The sequence below is a fragment of the Brevibacterium sp. S111 genome, assembly GCF_004745075.1.
Taxonomy (GTDB): domain Bacteria; phylum Actinomycetota; class Actinomycetes; order Actinomycetales; family Brevibacteriaceae; genus Brevibacterium.
In genome coordinates, this window is sequence record NZ_RHFH01000004.1 from 63387 (window position 1) to 79817 (window position 16431).

The 16431-nt window shown below is 65.5% G+C and carries 15 protein-coding genes; 2 read left to right on the plus strand and 13 right to left on the minus strand.

Annotated features, from left to right (window positions below; translation table 11 throughout):
- The first annotated feature begins 85 nt into the window (after positions 1 to 85).
- Positions 86 to 1267, plus strand: a complete 1182-nt coding sequence (locus tag EB836_RS06010; protein WP_205683317.1) for a glycosyltransferase family 1 protein — start codon at positions 86 to 88, stop codon at positions 1265 to 1267.
- A gap of 47 nt (positions 1268 to 1314) precedes the next feature.
- On the opposite strand, the gene EB836_RS06015 is transcribed toward EB836_RS06010, so the two are convergent.
- The 12 genes from EB836_RS06015 to EB836_RS06065 all read right to left on the minus strand — a co-directional run bounded on the left by EB836_RS06015 (position 1315) and on the right by EB836_RS06065 (position 11742).
- Positions 1315 to 1911, minus strand: coding sequence for a histidine phosphatase family protein (locus EB836_RS06015; protein WP_135538536.1), 597 nt, complete (start codon positions 1909 to 1911; stop codon positions 1315 to 1317).
- Positions 1908 to 2285 carry a ribosome silencing factor gene (gene rsfS, locus EB836_RS06020; RefSeq protein ID WP_240689652.1) on the minus strand — a complete coding sequence of 126 codons (378 nt, stop codon included), beginning with the start codon at positions 2283 to 2285 and terminating at the stop codon, positions 1908 to 1910. The genes EB836_RS06015 and rsfS overlap by 4 nt, the downstream gene beginning before the upstream one ends.
- 37 nt (positions 2286 to 2322) lie before the next feature.
- Positions 2323 to 3894, minus strand: coding sequence for a hypothetical protein (locus tag EB836_RS06025; protein WP_135538541.1), 1572 nt, complete (start codon positions 3892 to 3894; stop codon positions 2323 to 2325).
- Positions 3887 to 4492: a nicotinate-nucleotide adenylyltransferase gene (nadD, locus tag EB836_RS06030; RefSeq protein ID WP_135538543.1), complete on the minus strand. Its 606-nt coding sequence runs from the start codon at positions 4490 to 4492 to the stop codon at positions 3887 to 3889. The genes EB836_RS06025 and nadD overlap by 8 nt, the downstream gene beginning before the upstream one ends.
- Before the next feature lies 1 nt (position 4493).
- Positions 4494 to 4655, minus strand: a complete 162-nt coding sequence (locus tag EB836_RS18140) for a hypothetical protein (RefSeq protein WP_167854366.1) — start codon at positions 4653 to 4655, stop codon at positions 4494 to 4496.
- A 175-nt stretch (positions 4656 to 4830) separates the two neighbouring features.
- Positions 4831 to 6120 (minus strand): glutamate-5-semialdehyde dehydrogenase, encoded by a 1290-nt coding sequence (locus tag EB836_RS06035; protein ID WP_135538545.1) that lies wholly within the window; start codon positions 6118 to 6120, stop codon positions 4831 to 4833.
- Between the two features lie 3 nt (positions 6121 to 6123).
- Entirely contained in the window at positions 6124 to 7290 is a 1167-nt protein-coding gene (gene proB, locus EB836_RS06040; RefSeq protein WP_135538547.1) for a glutamate 5-kinase, read from the minus strand.
- Positions 7287 to 8855 (minus strand): GTPase ObgE, encoded by a 1569-nt coding sequence (gene obgE / locus EB836_RS06045; protein WP_135538549.1) that lies wholly within the window; start codon positions 8853 to 8855, stop codon positions 7287 to 7289. The genes proB and obgE overlap by 4 nt, the downstream gene beginning before the upstream one ends.
- Before the next feature lie 100 nt (positions 8856 to 8955).
- Positions 8956 to 9207: a 50S ribosomal protein L27 gene (gene rpmA / locus EB836_RS06050; RefSeq protein ID WP_135538551.1), complete on the minus strand. Its 252-nt coding sequence runs from the start codon at positions 9205 to 9207 to the stop codon at positions 8956 to 8958.
- A 15-nt stretch (positions 9208 to 9222) separates the two neighbouring features.
- A complete protein-coding gene (gene rplU / locus EB836_RS06055) occupies positions 9223 to 9531 on the minus strand; it encodes a 50S ribosomal protein L21 (protein WP_135538553.1) in 309 nt (102 codons plus the stop codon).
- A 253-nt stretch (positions 9532 to 9784) separates the two neighbouring features.
- Positions 9785 to 10102: a chorismate mutase gene (locus EB836_RS06060; RefSeq protein WP_240689656.1), complete on the minus strand. Its 318-nt coding sequence runs from the start codon at positions 10100 to 10102 to the stop codon at positions 9785 to 9787.
- A gap of 110 nt (positions 10103 to 10212) precedes the next feature.
- The gene (locus EB836_RS06065) at positions 10213 to 11742 is read right to left on the minus strand and encodes an alanine/glycine:cation symporter family protein (protein WP_135538556.1); all 1530 of its coding nucleotides are present in this window, start codon (positions 11740 to 11742) and stop codon (positions 10213 to 10215) included.
- Between the two features lie 142 nt (positions 11743 to 11884).
- Here EB836_RS06065 and EB836_RS06070 point away from each other — a divergent pair, with 142 nt between their 5' ends.
- Positions 11885 to 13195, plus strand: coding sequence for an SPFH domain-containing protein (locus tag EB836_RS06070; protein ID WP_240689658.1), 1311 nt, complete (start codon positions 11885 to 11887; stop codon positions 13193 to 13195).
- Positions 13196 to 13317: 122 nt separating this feature from the next.
- Here EB836_RS06070 and EB836_RS06075 read toward each other — a convergent pair whose 3' ends face one another.
- On the minus strand, positions 13318 to 16386 hold the full coding sequence (locus EB836_RS06075) for an Rne/Rng family ribonuclease (protein WP_135538558.1): 3069 nt from the start codon (positions 16384 to 16386) through the stop codon (positions 13318 to 13320).
- Positions 16387 to 16431 lie beyond the last annotated feature (45 nt).

The following is a 16431-nucleotide window of genomic DNA, read 5'->3' on the forward strand; positions in this document are numbered from 1 at the left end:
CCTTCACTCACTGATCCTTCATCGCGATGTGCGAATACTGATTATCGTAGACTTACGAAGAATCAGACTATCGACTCGGAGTTCCATGAGCAAAAGCACAATGACCCCTCGGCCCGAGTCGCGGCTGTCGGTGTTCTTCGACGCGCGCTTCACCCGCACAACGCATCATGACGGAATCTCCCGCTACGGCGCGTGCCTCCTCGCGGCTCTCCTCGAAGCCGTCGAGGACACGGATATCGACGTCACCGCCATCATCAGCGATCGGGCGCAGCTGGCCCTGCTGCCGGAATGTCGATGGGTCGAACTCAACGACCCCACCTCCCCCGCCGAGGTCGCCGTCGCCGGCAGGCTCAACGCCCTCGGAGCCGATGTCGTGTTCTCCACAATGCAGACGATGGGCTCCTTCGGACGTCGCTACGGCCTCATCCTCACCATCCACGACCTCATCTACTATTCGCATCCGCAGCCGCCGGGCGATCTCCCGCTGCCGATCCGTCTGCTGTGGCGGGCCTACCACCTCAGCTACGCTCCGCAGCGGCTTCTGCTCAACCGGGCCGATGCCGTCGCGGCCGTGTCCGAGACGACGAAGGACCTCATCGCCGCCCACCGCCTGACCACCAAACCGGTGGCTGTGGTTTCGAACGCAGCGGAGGTGTCCGCGGCGGGCACGCGGACCGTGAACCGCAGCGATGCGAAGACGCTCATCTATATGGGCGCCTTCCTGCCGTACAAGAACGTCGAAGCACTCATCCGCTCACTCGAACACCTGCCGGGATGGACCCTGCACATCGCCAGCAGAATCGAGGGACGCCGAGAGGCGCAGCTGCGGTCACTCATCCCCGACCGGGCGAAGGTCGTGTTCCATCGCGGGATCAGCGAAGAGGACTATGCTCGACTCCTCGACGAGGCGACAGCACTCGTCACGGCTTCCCGAGAGGAGGGCTTCGGTCTGCCTGTCATCGAGGCGATGGCGCAGGGGGTCCCGGTCGCGGTCTCGGACATACCGATCTTCAATGAGATCGCCGGAGCGGCGGCGTTGTACTTCGACCAGGAGGATCCGCGCTCGATTGCGGAGGCGATCACCCGGCTCACCAACGCGGGTACTTGGGAGAAGAAGTCACAGGCGGGCCTGGTCCAGTCGCAGAAATTCGATTGGGCCGACTCGGCTGCGGCTCTCGTCGAGCTCATCCGTTCGGTCGCTGCCGAACCGGCAACGGGTGCGACGAGGCGCATCGGCGGTGCCGACGAGCGGGAATCGAGGAGCTGAGGCCCGGGGGTGCCAGTCGGTCCGTCGGTCGGAGGCAGGGAGCGGACTCAGCGGATGTTCGTGCCCCAGCTGCGCAGCACCCACCCGCGTTCGGACCAGCCGAACTCTCCGTGCCCGCAGTTGCCGAGCACGCCTATGCGACCGGTGCCGGTCATGTCGAGGAGGATCTCCGCGGCCCCGCGGAGCACGGCACCGTGGGCGACGATGGCGATCGTCTCGGCGGTCGCCGATCCGACGATGTCGGTGATGGCTGCGGCGACACGGTTGCCCGATCGCGACCGGGATTCTCCTCCCGGGGGTGCGACATCGGCACCGGAGACCCAGTCGGCGAGTTCGGACGGCCAGGTCAGTCCCACCTCGGCGCGGGTCGATCCTTCCCACTCGCCGAAGGCGGCTTCGCGCAGGCGAGCGTCACGGGCCGCTGTGAGGCCGACGAACGAGGCGAGGATGTCAGCGGTCTCCGCGGCCCGGGAGAGGTCTGAGGAAACGATGTGCTCCGGGGCGAACTCGGCGAGCCTGCGGGCGGCCTCAGCGGCCTGAGCGCGACCGGTGTCGTTCAGCGGCACATCGGATTGCCCCTGGAATCGCCCCTCGACATTGAAATCGGTCTGACCATGGCGCCAGAACAGGACGGTCTTCGTCATTCGTCTGCGTCGGGCTCGGGCAGGTTCAGGTCGATGACCGGCACGTCCTTCCACAGTCGCTCCAGCGCATAGTACTCGCGCTGTTCGGCGGAGAAGACGTGGACGACGATCTCTCCGAAGTCGAGCAGGACCCAGTCGCCCCCGCGTCCCTCACGCCGCAGCGGTGTGCGGTCGTGTTCGCGTTGGACGGCCTCTTCGACGGAGTCGATGATCGCATCGATCTGGCGTTCGTTGTCGGCGGAGATGATGAGGAAGGCATCGGTGATGTAGAGCGTGGAACTCACATCGAGGCCGATGATGTCGGTGCCGAGCTTCTCGTCCGCGGCTTTCGCGGCGGTCTGAAGCAGCTGAGTGGAATCGGCGATCTCGCTCACAAGATCCTTTCGCATGGATGCAGGAATGCAGGTGGTGTCACTGGAACATGATGAAGGCGACGACGATGAGGGCCAGCGCGAAGAAAGCGGCGATCCCGAGGATGATGTAGGGCATCTTCGAGGGCTCTTCCCCCATGAGGATCTGCCCGTCGTGTCCGGTCACCGACCTGGCGGGGATGCGGGTTCCCGGTGGGTTCTCCGTCTCCTCGTCTTCGTAGTCGCTGTTCGGCAGAGCCCAGGCTTCGGGGACGGCGTCCATGGGACGGGTCTCCGGGTTCGCAGCCAGTGCCCGTGCCGCATCATCGGATCCGGGCTCGTGAGCTGGGGTGTTCGCCTCACGGTTCGTCGCATCGTCTGCCGACGCCGTTTCGGTGCCGGCCGACGCTGCGGTCGGTTCCTCAGCGGTGCCGGGTTCGTCGGTCGTGGGGATCTGCGCCGAGGCCGCGGTGACGACACGCACGCCCGAGGTCGACGGCGGCTGGACGATCGGCATCCGGCGCGAACGGGAGGCCGGTTCCGGCCCGTCCTGTTCGGACTGTCCAGCCTCGGTCTTCTCAGTGGGTTCGTCCTTCGCAGCAGGTTCTTCACTCCCCAGTGCTTCGGCAGCCGAATCAGCAGCGTCCGTCTCGCCCGACGCCGCGGCATCGGTCGAGCCCGGAGCCGGTGTCTCGGTCGAGCCCGCGGCCGGTGCGTCGGTACCCGGCGTCGTCGGGGACTCGTCGACGGCGTCCTCGTCGAGAGCGGAGAACGGCATCGAGAGCGCATCGTAGGGTTCGCTCTCACGGGTCGTCGGCCGCGGGGCGGAGTCGGCGGTCACCGGGGCTTCGAAGTCGCGTGCGGCGACTTCCTCGGTGGCTCCGCCGAACCCGGCGGCATCGTAGGATTCGTGTTCGGCCAGGGGCTCGCTCTCCGAGCTTTCGCCGAAGGCGGGGTCGGAGGCGTCGGAGTCCGCGGTCGTCGTCTCGCCGGATGCGTCGTCGTCGGCCGCTGCCGCGGCGGACTCTGTCACAGTGGGCGAAGACTTCGCAGGGGTGCTCTCGGCAGGCGCGTCCTCGCCGGCCTCGGCGATCTCGGGCAGCGGACCGGTCAGTCGACCCTCGGAGGCGGCCTGACGTTCGGCCAGTTCCGTCTCATCGGCGACGACGGGCAGGGCACCGGTCGACAGATCGCCATAGTGCGAGAGGCCGTGTTCGCGCAGGTAGCGCTTCTTCTCGGCTCGGGACTGGAAATGCGGCAGCGGGGCCCGTTGCGGATCGAGACGATCCTCGGCATGCACCGGGGGCCGCGACTCCTGCGGGTGGTCCGAAGCCAGGGCTCCGCGTTCGTGGCTGGTTCGCGGCGCAGGGGCGGGATCGATGCGGGAGCTCGCGGCGTGGTCGCCCTCAGCCTCGGGTGCACCCGTGTCGGACGTGCCTGCATCGCCGGCTTCCTCACGGGGTGCCGGCGGGGTCTCGGGCTTCTTCGGCGACGCCGGGGTGAGGAGATCGGCGCGAGAGTTCGGGGCCTCTTGCGGCTGCTCAGGAACCGCTCGTGCCTCGAACGCCTGTTCCGCCGCCTGCCGTTCGGCTTCGCGCCGGGCTCGACGTGACGTGAACTGCTCCTCAGCCATTCTCACTCCTGTACAACTCGTATTTCGCGATGTATTGCACGACGCCGTCCGGTACGAGATACCAGACAGGCGCGCCGTCCATCACCCGTTGTCTGCAATCCGTGGACGATATCGCCAGCGCCGGAATCTGCACGAGACTCAGCCGATCCACCGGGAGTCCCTCACCATGGAGTTCGTGCCCGGGGCGGCTGACCCCGACGAAGTGTGCCAAGGAAAACAGCTCATCCACATTCTTCCACGTCAGGATCTGAGCCAAAGCGTCCGCGCCGGTGATGAAGAACAACTCTGTGTCCGAACCGTAGCTGCGGGCCAGATCCCGCAGCGTATCGATGGTGTAGGTCGGACCCGGGCGGTCGACGTCCGCGCGAGAGACGGTGAAACGTGGATTCGATGCGGTGGCGACGACGGTCATCAGGTACCGGTGTTCGGCGCTGGTGACCTCTTCGACGTCCTTCTGATACGGCCGTCCGGTGGGGACGAAAACCACCTCGTCGAGGTCGAAGGTCGCTTGGACCTCACTTGCCGCGACGAGGTGGCCGTGGTGGACGGGGTCGAAGGTGCCGCCCATGACACCGACTCTGCGTCTGTGCTCTGCCATATCAGTGGCGGTGCGAGATGCCCTTCCACGACCGAGTCACAATGCCGATCGTGAGGAAGATCGCCAGGGTGGTGAGTCCGAACCAGATCGGATCCATCGGCAGCTCGGTGTGGGCTGCATGCTCAGCACCTTCGGCCGCGGCTGCCAAGATGGCTGCGTTCACGTGATTACTCCTTCTCATTTCCTCCGACGCGGAAAGTGCGCGCCGGTTTCACTGTTCTCTCATTTTCTCATGAACGACCCCGTTATTCGGCATCGACATGACTTCGATCGGTTTCGAATCCGCCGAGGCGGGGCCGGGGAGGCTCCGATCGTGACGGTTTCGCCCCGGTTGGGGATCAGGAACGGATCTGTCCGTTGCCCATCATCACCCACTTCGTCGTCGTCAGCTGCTCGAGGCCCATCGGACCGCGAGCGTGCAGCTTCTGCGTGGAGATGCCGACCTCGGCTCCGAAGCCGAGCTCTCCCCCATCGGTGAATCGGGTGGAGACGTTGACCCCGACGGCCGCGGCGTCGATCGCGGCGACGAAGGTGTCGGCATTGTCGAGGTCCTTCGTGACGATGACTTCGGTATGCCCGGAGCTGTAGGCGCGGATGTGGTCGATGGCCTCTTCGATCCCGGTGACGAGCTTGATCGCGATCTCCAGACCGAGGTATTCCTTGGCCCAGTCGCGCCGTGAGACCCGGCGGACCTTCATCGTCGAGGGGGCCAGGGCAGAGACATCGGAGTCGGCGTGGACGATGACGCCGGCCTGATCGAGGCGTTCGAGGATCTTCGGCAGCACCCGTTTGGACGCTTTCTCATGGACGAGCAGCGTCTCGAGGGAGTTGCAGACGCTGGGCCGGTGCGTCTTCGAATTCAGCACGAGGTCGACGGCGGTCTTCACCGTGGCCGTGGAGTCGACGAACATGTGGACGTTGCCGACCCCGGTCTCGATCACGGGCACGATCGATTCCTGCACGACCATATTGATGAGTTCGGCGCCGCCTCGGGGAATGAGCAGGTCGACGAAGTCACGGGCGTTCATGAGCACGTTCGCTCCCTCACGGCCGTACTGGTCGATGCCGTTGATCGTGTCGGCGGGCAGCCCTGCCGATTCGACGGCGCCGCGGAGGACGGAGATGATCTCCGCGTTCGAGTTCTGCGCTGCCGAACCTCCGCGCAGCACCGAGGCGTTGCCCGATTTCAGGGCGAGCACGGCGATGTCGACGGTGACGTTCGGGCGGGCTTCGTAGATGGCTCCGATGACGCCCATCGGCACTCGCGTCTGGGTGAGCTTGATGCCGTTGGGCAGGGTTCGGCCGAGGACGACGTCGCCGACGGGGTCGGAGAGGTCGATGACGGCTTCGACCGAATCCGCGATCGCGGCGATGCGACCGGCGTCAAGACGGAGGCGGTCGAGCAGCGCTTCGCTCATTCCGTTCTCGGTGCCGGCGGCGATGTCGGCGTCATTGGCCTTGACGATGCGGTCGGTATGGGTCCGCAGCGCCTCGGCGATGGCGTGCAGGGCGGCATTCTTGTCGGCCGTCGAGGTCGTGGCCAGCAGGCTCGATGCGGTTTTGGCATTGCGCGCGATCCGGGTCACGCCGCGCACAGTCTTGGGGTGGATCTCGGCTGCAGCGCTCATGTGCTATCTCCCCCCGCTCACATGTGTGAGAACGAGATCGTTACGATGGATGACCTCTTTACGGTAATCATTTCCCAGACGGGTGCCAAGTTCCTCGGTCGTGGACCCGAACATCAGCGGCAGCTCCTCGGACGAGAAGTTCGTCATCCCCCGGGCGATGACCTCGCCGTCGATGCTGCGGATCTCGACCGGGTCGCCGGCCTCGAAGTCTCCGTCGGCCGCGGTCACGCCCGCCGCGAGCAGAGAAGTGCCTCGGGAGAGCACCGCCTGCTCGGCCCCCCTGTCGATGGTCACCGACCCGAAGGTCCGCGCAAGGTGCCGCAGCCACAGCAGACGCGTGCCGCGACGTCGGTGGGTGACCGCGAAGTACGTGCCCACTTCGTCCCCGGCCAGCACCGAGTCGACCTGGGGCGCCGATGTCAGCACCGCGGGGATACCGGAATCGGCGACCATGATCGCGGCGTCGACCTTCGTGGCCATCCCGCCGGTGCCCGTCCCGGCGGAGCCGACCCCGCCGATGGCGATGGTCTCGAGATCGCTCGGACCGTGCACATGATCGATGAGGCGCGAGCCGGGCCGGTCCGGGGGCCCCGAGTAGAGGGCGTCGACGTCGGAGAGGAGGACGAGTGCATCCGCGTGGGACAGGTGTGCGACGAGGGCTGCGAGCCGGTCGTTGTCACCGAAGCGGATCTCCTCGGTGGCCACGGCATCGTTCTCGTTGACGATGGGCAGAGTGCCCAGGGCGAGGAGTTTGTCGATGGCCCGCTGGGCGTTCTTGTACTGTGTCCGACGGATGAGGTCGTCGGCGGTGAGCAGCACCTGACCGGGCACGAGATCGTAGCGTCCCAGAGCACGGGTGTAGGCGGCCATGAGCAGTCCCTGGCCGACGCCGGCCGCGGCCTGCTGAGTGGCGAGATCGCGGGGCCGTCTGTTCAGGCCCATCGGGTCGAGGCCGGCCGCGATCGCGCCGGAGGACACGAGGATCACCTCATGCCCGGCGGCGCGATGAGCACCGATGACATCGGTGAGCGCAATGAGCTTGGCTTCGTCGAGGCCACCGTCGATGGTGGTCAGAGAAGACGAACCGACCTTGACCACGACACGACGCGCGGTGGCGATGTCCTCGCGGACGGCCGGCGCTGCAGTTCTCCCGTGCGAAGAGGCGCTCACTCCTCGTCGGTCCCCGACTCAGTGGCTGCCGACGGCTCGGAGGCGGCGCTGCCCTGACGCCGAGCACGCTCGGCGAGGCGTTCCTGTTCGAACTCGGCGCGCACAGCGGCCTTCGCGTCCATTCTGTCGTGGTAGGCGGCCTTGCGCTCCTTGCGGGTGGCGCGAGCCTCGTCCTCGAGTCGGGCGTCGGAGCCGCGGGAGCCGAGCAGTTCGGCTCCGCCGATGGTCGTGGGGTCCCAGTCGAAGACCACTCCGTCATCGCCGCCGACGACGATCGTGTCCCCGGGTTTGGCGCCGGCCTTGAACAAGGCATCTTCGACGCCGAGGTGTTCGAGTCGGTCGGCCAGATAGCCGACGGCTTCGTCGTTGCCGAAGTCCGTCTGCTGCACCCAGCGGCGCGGTTTGTCGCCGAGGACGCGGAACAGCGGTCCTTCGGCGTCGTGTTCGACGCGGATCTCGAAACCGCGATCGTCGACGGCCTTCGGGCGGATGACCACACGCTGCGGGGTGGCTTCGATCTCGGCGCGACGTTCGCGTTCGGCCAGCACGAGTTCGGCCATGGCGAAGGACAGCTCGCGCAGTCCGGCGTGGCTGACCGCGGAGATCTCGAAGACTCGGTACCCCGCGGCTTCGAGGTCGGGGCGCACGATGTCGGCGAGATCGCGTCCGTCGGGGATGTCGACCTTGTTCAGTGCCACGAGCTTCGGTCGTTCCGACAGCGGCAGCAGTCCGCTGCCGTCGTCGAGGTCGACGGCGTAGGCGGCGAGTTCGGATTCGATGATCGTGAGATCGGAGACCGGGTCGCGTCCGGGCTCCCACGTGGCCATATCGATGACGTGGACGAGGCCGGCACAGCGTTCGACGTGGCGGAGGAACTCGAGCCCCAGACCCTTGCCCTCCGAGGCCCCGGGGATGAGACCCGGCACGTCAGCGACGGTGTAGCGGGTGTCGCCGGCCTGGACCACACCGAGGTTGGGCACCAAGGTGGTGAAGGGGTAGTCGGCGATCTTCGGCTTCGCCGCAGACAGCGCAGCGATGAGGCTCGATTTGCCCGCGGAGGGGTACCCGACGAAAGCGATGTCGGCGATCGTCTTGAGCTCGAGGACGAGGCTCAGCGTCTCTCCGGGCTCACCGAGCAGAGCGAAGCCGGGAGCCTTGCGCTTCGTCGAGGCCAGGGCGGCGTTGCCGAGTCCCCCGCGTCCGCCTGCGGCCGCGGTGAACTCGGTGCCGTCTTCGACGAGGTCGATGATGATGCTGCCGTTGGTGTCCTTGACCACTGTGCCTTCGGGCACATCGATGACAAGGTTCTTGCCGTCGGCTCCATGACGCAGGTCGCCCTTGCCGATCCCCCCGCCGTCAGCGCGCAGGTGCGGTCGATGGTGGAGCGGCAGAAGAGTCGTGGACTGACGGTCGACTCGGAAGATGATGTTTCCGCCATTGCCGCCGTCGGCGCCGTCGGGGCCGCCGAGCGGTTTGAACTTCTCGCGCCTGATCGAGGCGCACCCGTTCCCACCGTCGCCGGCGGCGAGGTGAACAGTGACACGATCTACGAACTCGGTGGCCATAATGTCCTTATATCAGATGAAGGGTGAGTCGTTCGACTCACCCTTCATGGTCCCCTCACAGGGGAGAAATCCTATTGACGACGGAACGGATCCTAAAGGATCAGGCTCCGACGATGTTGACGATCTTGCGACCGTTGCGGGTGCCGAATTCCACGGCGCCTGCACTCAGTGCGAAGAGGGTATCGTCTCCGCCGCGGCCGACGTTGGAACCGGGGTGGAACTTGGTTCCGCGCTGGCGGACGATGATCTCGCCGGCCTTGACGGTCTGACCGCCGAAGCGCTTGACACCGAGGTACTGTGGGTTCGAGTCGCGACCGTTGCGGGTCGAGCTGACTCCCTTTTTGCTTGCCATGTGAGAAGTCTCCTCTTACTTGATGTTCGTGATCTTCAGGCGGGTGAGGTCCTGGCGGTGGCCCTGACGCTTCTTGTATCCCGTCTTGTTCTTGTACTTCTGGATCACAATCTTGGGCCCGCGGAGCTCGCCGGTGACCTCAGCGGAGACCGAGACCTTCGACAGGGCATCGGCATCGGTCGTGACCGTCTCACCGTCGACAAGAAGCACGGCATCGAGTTCGACGCTGTCTCCAGCCTTCGCCTTCATTCGGTTGACTGTGATGATGTCGCCGACGCTCACCTTTTCCTGGTGGCCTCCGGCGCGGACGATGGCATAGACCATGGTCGAACCCTCTTTCTGCTAATTCTCAAACGAACGGCGGTTGTCCCTTGGCTGCCGCGAAGAGTCTTCGCAGGCTTCCCATTGAGAGGAATCACCAGCCGTGGTGCGTCACACGCACCGACGCTCAATTCTAATCGAGACTGCGCGACATCGGCAAACCCGTTCGACATCGGTCGACGACTGAGATGCTGACTGTGAGACATCTCTCACAGCTTCATGAGTCTGCCTCATCTCCGCAGACGCCTCTGTCTCTTCAGCTGTCGCGCGACTCCGCGATGCGTTCGTGCCGGCGGATCACCTCGGCGACGATGAAGGCGAGGAACTTCTCGGCGAAGGCGGGATCGAGGTGTGAGTCCTCGGCCAGCACCCGCAGTCGGGCGACCTGCTCGGTTTCACGGGATTCGTCGGCCGGCGGCAGTCCGTGGTCGGCCTTGAGCTCGCCGACGCGTTCGGTGAGCTTGAATCTCTCGGCCAGGAGATGGACGAGAGAGGCGTCGATGTTGTCGATGCTTCCCCGCAGCTCCCGCAGCCGCTGAAATGCGTATGTGTTGTCGTCTCTGTTCTGCTCCACGCATCCCAGTCTAACGATGCCCGGGCATGATTGTGCGCCGCGTCCGGGCGCGCGGCGCACAATCATCGCAGTTCGGCAGACATGCCCGGGAATGCGGGAGTCTCAGTCGCTCAGGCAGGCCGTTCGACAGGGACGGCGTCGACGGTGTCCGGGTCGCCGAGCGTGCCGGCCCTGCGGTCGGCCAGGTACTTCTTCATCTCCTTCTTCACCACCGGCATGAGCAGGTAGAGGCCGAGAATGTTGATGAAGGCACACATGAACAGGGCCGCATCGGCGAATTCGACGACCTTCGAGAAGGTGGCCACGCAGCCGATGACGACGAAGATGCACACGAGGGCGCGGAACACGGTGACGCTGCCCTTCGCCTTGCCGAACAGGAAGCCCCAGGCCTGCTCTCCGTAGTAGGCCCAGGTGATGAGCGTGGAGAAGGCGAAGAGCGCGACAGCGATCGCCAGCAGCACCGGATACCAGGACGCGACGGTGGAGAAGGCGTCCGAGGTCAGGGCCACTCCCCCGATCTCTCCTGCGCCGAGGTCCTCACGGTAGGAGGCCTGATTGGCCACGATGATCGTCAGCGCCGTCATCGTGCACACGATGACGGTGTCGATGAAGGGCTCGAGGAGCGCGACGAATCCTTCGGAGATCGGACGTCGGGTCTTGACTGCGGAGTGTGCGATCGGGGCGGAGCCGATGCCGGCCTCATTGGAGAAGGCCGAACGCTGGAAGCCGATGATCATCACGCCGACGACGCCGCCGGCGATGCCCTGCGGGTTGAAGGCGCCGGCGAAGATCTCGCCGATGGCGTTCGGGATGTTCGCGTAGTTGAGCCCGAGCACGAGCAGACAGGAGACGACGTAGAAGATCGCCATGCCGGGAACGAGCTTGTCGGTGACCTTCGCGATGGAGCGGATGCCGCCGAGGATGACGAGGGCCACGAGGACGGCGAAGATGATGCCGAAGACGAGCGAGGCGAAGGGTCCGGCGAGGAGTCCGTCGTCCCCGCCGGTGGCCGTGCGCACCTGAGCGAAGGTCTGGTTGGCCTGGAACATGCCGCCGCCGACCACGCCGAAGATGAGGATGGCGATCGCGAAGAGACCGGTGAGCGTCGTCGCCACCGGCTTGCTGAAGCGGCGGAAGGCCACGGGCAGGTACTTGAACGGACCACCGTGGACCACGCCGTTCTCGTCGATCTCGCGATACTTCACACCGAGAGTGCATTCGACGAATTTCGTGCACATGCCCAGGAGGCCCGCGATGATCATCCAGAAGGTGGCGCCCGGACCGCCGAGCGCGATGGCCACGCCGACACCGGCGATATTGCCGAGGCCGACAGTGCCGGACAGCGCCGAGGCGAGAGCCTGGAAGTGAGTGACCTCGCCGGGGTCGTCCTTCGACGAGTACTTCCCGCGGATGATCTCGAGAGCGAGTTTCGCTCCGCGCGCTTGGATGAAGCCGAAGTAGACGGTGAAGGCCAGGGCCGCGAAGATCAGCCACAGGACGACGAACGGAAAGGAGAAGTCTCCGAGGGTGATCGGAAAGAAGATGATATTGCCGAACCACGTGGCGATCGGATCGAACCATGAGTCGATGGCATCGTCGACCGGAGAGACCGGCGCTGCTGAGATATGAATGGTGTTCATGATCTGTCAACCTCCCTGAGACGCACATCACATTCAAGCGCTCCGACCCGCGGAGCCGGTTCAGTTATCAAACCGTTACCGAACCGCCCGCACGCGGCTGCTCCTGAGACCCGCGTCTCATTCTGTGGCCTAGACTGGAGGCATGACTCAGAACCCTCAGCAGCCAGCTCCCCGACGGAATCAGCCACCCGGTCATGGTCCCGTGCCCAGCGGTGATCCGGCCCCGCACTACCAGGCCGGGCACACGCAGCCGGCCGCGTATCCGGGAGCCGAACCCGTGACCAACCCGAACGGGCATTACGGTTCACAGGGGTCTCAGGCAAGCTCTTCGGGCATGTCGGATTCGGGGCCCGCTTATGGTCCGCCCGGCGGTGCGCAGGCGAACACGGGCGCACCCCAGCATCATGGTCCCGGCCCCGCCTCTCCGATCCCCCAGGAGGCTCGTCGTCGACGTTCGGGGCCGAACCCGACCTCGAACCGGCCCACCGACTCTCCACAGCAGCCCACCTCGGCGAATGGGCCGACCCCGGCCCGAATCGTCTCTCCCGAGGGAGAACGGGTGCGCGAGAAGCCTGCGGGAGGAGTCTCCGGCTACTTCGCAATCGTCGGAGCCATCGGTCTGCTTCTGCTCGCCCTCATCCTTGGTGTCTTCGGCTTCATCATGACGTTCGTTCAGGTCGCAATCGGCGTCATCCTCATCGTCTTCGGTGTCCTCAGCTTCATCGCATCGATGTTCCTCTTCAAGGGCTGCACTTCGGTGGCACCCGGTCATGCCGTCGTCCTCCAGCTCTACGGCAAGTACGTCGGCACGGTCCGCCAGTCGGGCCTGCGCTTCGTCAACCCCTTCTACACGAAGGATCAGGTCTCCACGCGCATCCGCAATCATGAGACCTCGACGCTGAAGGTCAACGATCTCGACGGCAACCCGATCGAGATCGGTGCCGTCGTCGTCTGGCAGGTCAAAGACACTGCGCAGGCGATGTTCGAAGTCGACGACTTCGAGGAGTTCGTCGCGATCCAGGCCGAGACCGCGGTCAGGCACATCGCGAACTCCTATGCCTATGACTCGTCTGATCCACAGCGGATGTCGCTGCGTGACAATGCCGATGAGATCACCTCGAAGCTCTCCGACGAGGTGGCCGCCAGAGTGATGGCGGCCGGAGTGACGGTCATCGAGTCCCGCATCACCCAGTTGGCCTACGCTCCCGAGATCGCCCGCGCGATGCTCCAGCGCCAGCAGGCGACCGCGGTCGTTGCGGCGCGTCAGCTCATCGTCGAGGGCGCGGTCGGCATGGTCGAGACGGCCATCGAGGAGATCGAGGGACGACAGATCGTGCGGCTGGGTCAGGCCGAACGCAGCGATCTCGTCTCGAACCTCATGATCGTCCTCTGCGGTGATCAGGCGGCGCAGCCGACGATCAGCACCACCCGCAATCAGCAGTCGGCGGGCTGAGCACCGCCTCTCTCAGAGCGTCAAGCGCCCCGCCGACGGAACTCCGTCGGCGGGGCGCTTGACTGTCCGCTCAGCAGACTGTCTGCTCAGCGCGGCGGCGGTGTCGCGCACCGCCTCGAGGCTCAGTTCTCGCCGATGATGACGAATGAGGTCGGCAGCTCTTCCTGGACCTTCTCACTCGTCTTCTTCGCAGGTGCCGGGGACTTCTTCGCAGCGGCCTTCCGGACGGGCGCGACGGCGGCCACCTTCGTCTCGGTGTCAGCACCGATCATCAGCGGCAGATCCTTCGGCTCCGGTGCGGGAGCGGGCGCTGAGTCCTCACTCTTCTGCGCACGCTTTGCCGATGAGACCTCGGCCGCGGGCTTCTTCGCTCCCGAGTCCTTGGACTCGGGCGTCGCGGCCGCGGTTTCGGGCTCCGCCTTCGAGCCCGCGTCCTTCGGCTTGTCTGCGGAACCGTCCGCAGAGTCCTTCGCGTCCGCGGTGTCGGACTGGCCGGACCGGGAGTTCGAGCGGCGACGCCCGTTGCGCGAACGCGAACGGGACTTGCCGGTGTCCTCGGCGCCCGACTTCTCCTCGTGCCCGCTCTCAGACTTCGCTTCTGCGGAGTCCGTTTCGTCCTTCTTCAGCGTCGCCTTCGCAATCGCAGCGACTGCAGAGCGGGAGGCATCGGACGAGACCGGCTCCTCCTGCGTCTCCGGTTCGCTCTGCTTCGACTTCGATCCCGAATCTCCGCGGCGCTTGCGGTCGCGACGGTTGTCGTTGTTCGATGATCGGTTGCCGCGGTGCGACTTCGATCCGTCCTCTTCGGAGCCCGGCAGCAGCAGGCCGCGACCGCTGAGGTCCTCTCCGGCGCTGACGAGGGATTCGGCCAGGCCGGTGCCGATGCGCTTGCGGGTCATCTGGACGAGACCCAGCGAGGTCACCTCGGCGACCTGGTGCTTCGTCCTATCACGCCCGAGGCATTCGACGAGGCGGCGCACGACGAGGTCGCGGTTGGACTCGAGCACCATGTCGATGAAGTCGACGACGATGATGCCGCCGATGTCACGCAGACGCAGCTGACGGATGACCTCCTCGGCAGCTTCGAGGTTGTTGCGAGTCACCGTCTCCTCGAGGTTGCCTCCGGAACCGGTGAATTTGCCGGTATTGACGTCGACGACCGTCATCGCTTCGGTCCGGTCGATGACCAGCGAACCGCCCGATGGCAGGTTCACGGTGCGCTGCAGAGCCTTCTGGATCTGCTCTTCGATCCGGTAGTGGTCGAAGATGTCTTCGTCTTCGCTGTAGCTGTGGACGCGTTCGAGCAGGTCGGGGGCCACGGATTCGACGTATTCGTGGATCGTGTTCCAGGCTCCGTCGCCGTCGATGACGAGCGAGTTGAAGTCTTCGTTGAACACGTCGCGGATGATGCGCACGATCATGTCAGGCTCGCTGTAGAGCAGCTGCGGGGCGAGCACCTTCGTCGACTTGGACTTCTTCTCGATCGTCTCCCAGCGCTTGGCGAGGCGTTCGACGTCACGGGAGAGATCCGAATCGGTGGCTCCCTCGGCGGCGGTGCGCACGATGACGCCGTTCGAATCGCCGACGAGCTCTTTGAGCAGCTTCTTCAGTCGGGCACGTTCGTTGTCCGGCAGCTTCCGCGAGATGCCGGTCATCGAATTGCCGGGCACATAGACGAGGAACCGGCCGGGCAGGGAGATCTGGCTGGTCAGTCGAGCACCCTTGTGCCCGATCGGGTCCTTCGTCACCTGCACGAGCACGGGGTCGCCGGGGCTCAGCGCGGTTTCGATGCGACGGGCTTTGCCGTCCATGCCGAGAGCGTCCCAGTTGACCTCACCGGCGTAGAGCACGGCGTTGCGGCCCTTGCCGATGTCGATGAACGCCGCTTCCATGCTCGGCAGCACGTTCTGCACCTTGCCGAGGTAGACGTTGCCGATGAGCGAGGACTGCTGGCGGTTCTCTTTGAGATAGTGTTCGACGGCGATTCCGTCTTCGACGACGACGAGCTGGGTCTGGTCACCGCTTTCGCGCACGAGCATCGTACGTTCGACGGATTCGCGGCGGGCGAGGAACTCGGCCTCGGTGATGATCGGGCGACGGCGCCCGGCCTCACGGCCCTCCTTGCGACGCTGACGTTTCGCTTCGAGTCGCGTCGATCCCTTCAGGGACGTGACCTCGTCGCGCTCGGAGCTGCGTGTGCGGGAGCGACGACGGCGGCGCCGACGTGAGCCGCCGTCGGAGTCGTCGTCTTCGTCATGCTCATCCGAGTGGGAGTCATCGGAGCTGCTGGCATCGGAGTTGTCGTCGGAACCGTGATCGGACTTCGAGTGCGAATCGTGTGAGTCCGAATCGGACTTCTGCTTCCCACCGCGATTGTTCGACCGGGAGCCGCGACGAGACGACCGCGAGTTCTCCGAATCGGAGTCGTCGTCCTCGGAGTCCTGGGGCTTCTCCGACTTCCCGGAAGCCTCGTCGGCGTCGTCGTGGGAGTCGTCGCGGTTGCGCGAGCGGCGTCCGCGGCCTCCTCGACGGCGACGCGGACCATTGGAGTTCTCGTCTTCGTCATGGTCGCCTCGGCGAGAGGGCGAGGAGTCCTCGTCGGAGTCCTGGGAATCGTCCCAGTCATCGTCAGAGCCTTCGTCGTCGATGTTCACGACCTGAGCGTGTTCTGCCTTCGGCACCTGGAAGATCAGGCCGCCGTCGTGCGGAACGGACGGCGCGGGGCGGGGTTCGGCCGGCTCCGCTGCCGCCGGGGCGGGAGCGGCGAAGGGATTGCGCGGATCGAAGCTCACGGCCGGCTCACGCGGAGAGGAGTCCTCCGCCGAGTTCTCCTCGTCGTCTTCGTCGTCATCGGAGCCCTCGTCGTCGGAGCTCTCAGCGTCCGCGTCCCCGCGGATGAACTCCTCGAAGACGAGTCCTCGATTGGCGACGGCCTCACGGGCGGACTTGGGCCGGCCCCGGCGGGGAGCCGGCTCCGGTTCCTCATCATCGCCGTCACCGTCGACCTCGTCACCGATCCGCAGCGATTCGGCCGCCTCGGCGATGTCATCGAGACGTGCACGCACACTGTCGTCGACGTCGTCGGAGGAATTGCTCTTGGCGTTGACCGACTGCTCCAGATTCGCCAGATCGGCGAGGATGCCTTCGGTTGGATCTGTCGACTCTGTACCGTCGTTCGACATATCGTTCATCAGTTCTCCCAGTCCGAAGACGCCGTCCACACCAAACGGATCTTC

What these genes read in the sequence shown, in the direction of transcription:
- EB836_RS06010 (WP_205683317.1), top strand. Translation starts at nt 86, where the DNA reads ATGAGCAAAAGCACAATGACCCCTCGGCCCGAGTCGCGGCTGTCGGTG.
- EB836_RS06015 (WP_135538536.1), bottom strand. Translation starts at nt 1,911, where the DNA reads ATGACGAAGACCGTCCTGTTCTGGCGCCATGGTCAGACCGATTTCAAT.
- EB836_RS06025 (WP_135538541.1), bottom strand. Translation starts at nt 3,894, where the DNA reads ATGGCTGAGGAGCAGTTCACGTCACGTCGAGCCCGGCGCGAAGCCGAA.
- nadD (WP_135538543.1), bottom strand. Translation starts at nt 4,492, where the DNA reads ATGGCAGAGCACAGACGCAGAGTCGGTGTCATGGGCGGCACCTTCGAC.
- EB836_RS06035 (WP_135538545.1), bottom strand. Translation starts at nt 6,120, where the DNA reads ATGAGCGCTGCAGCCGAGATCCACCCCAAGACTGTGCGCGGCGTGACC.
- obgE (WP_135538549.1), bottom strand. Translation starts at nt 8,855, where the DNA reads ATGGCCACCGAGTTCGTAGATCGTGTCACTGTTCACCTCGCCGCCGGC.
- rpmA (WP_135538551.1), bottom strand. Translation starts at nt 9,207, where the DNA reads ATGGCAAGCAAAAAGGGAGTCAGCTCGACCCGCAACGGTCGCGACTCG.
- rplU (WP_135538553.1), bottom strand. Translation starts at nt 9,531, where the DNA reads ATGGTCTATGCCATCGTCCGCGCCGGAGGCCACCAGGAAAAGGTGAGC.
- EB836_RS06065 (WP_135538556.1), bottom strand. Translation starts at nt 11,742, where the DNA reads ATGAACACCATTCATATCTCAGCAGCGCCGGTCTCTCCGGTCGACGAT.
- EB836_RS06070 (WP_240689658.1), top strand. Translation starts at nt 11,885, where the DNA reads ATGACTCAGAACCCTCAGCAGCCAGCTCCCCGACGGAATCAGCCACCC.
- EB836_RS06075 (WP_135538558.1), bottom strand. Translation starts at nt 16,386, where the DNA reads ATGAACGATATGTCGAACGACGGTACAGAGTCGACAGATCCAACCGAA.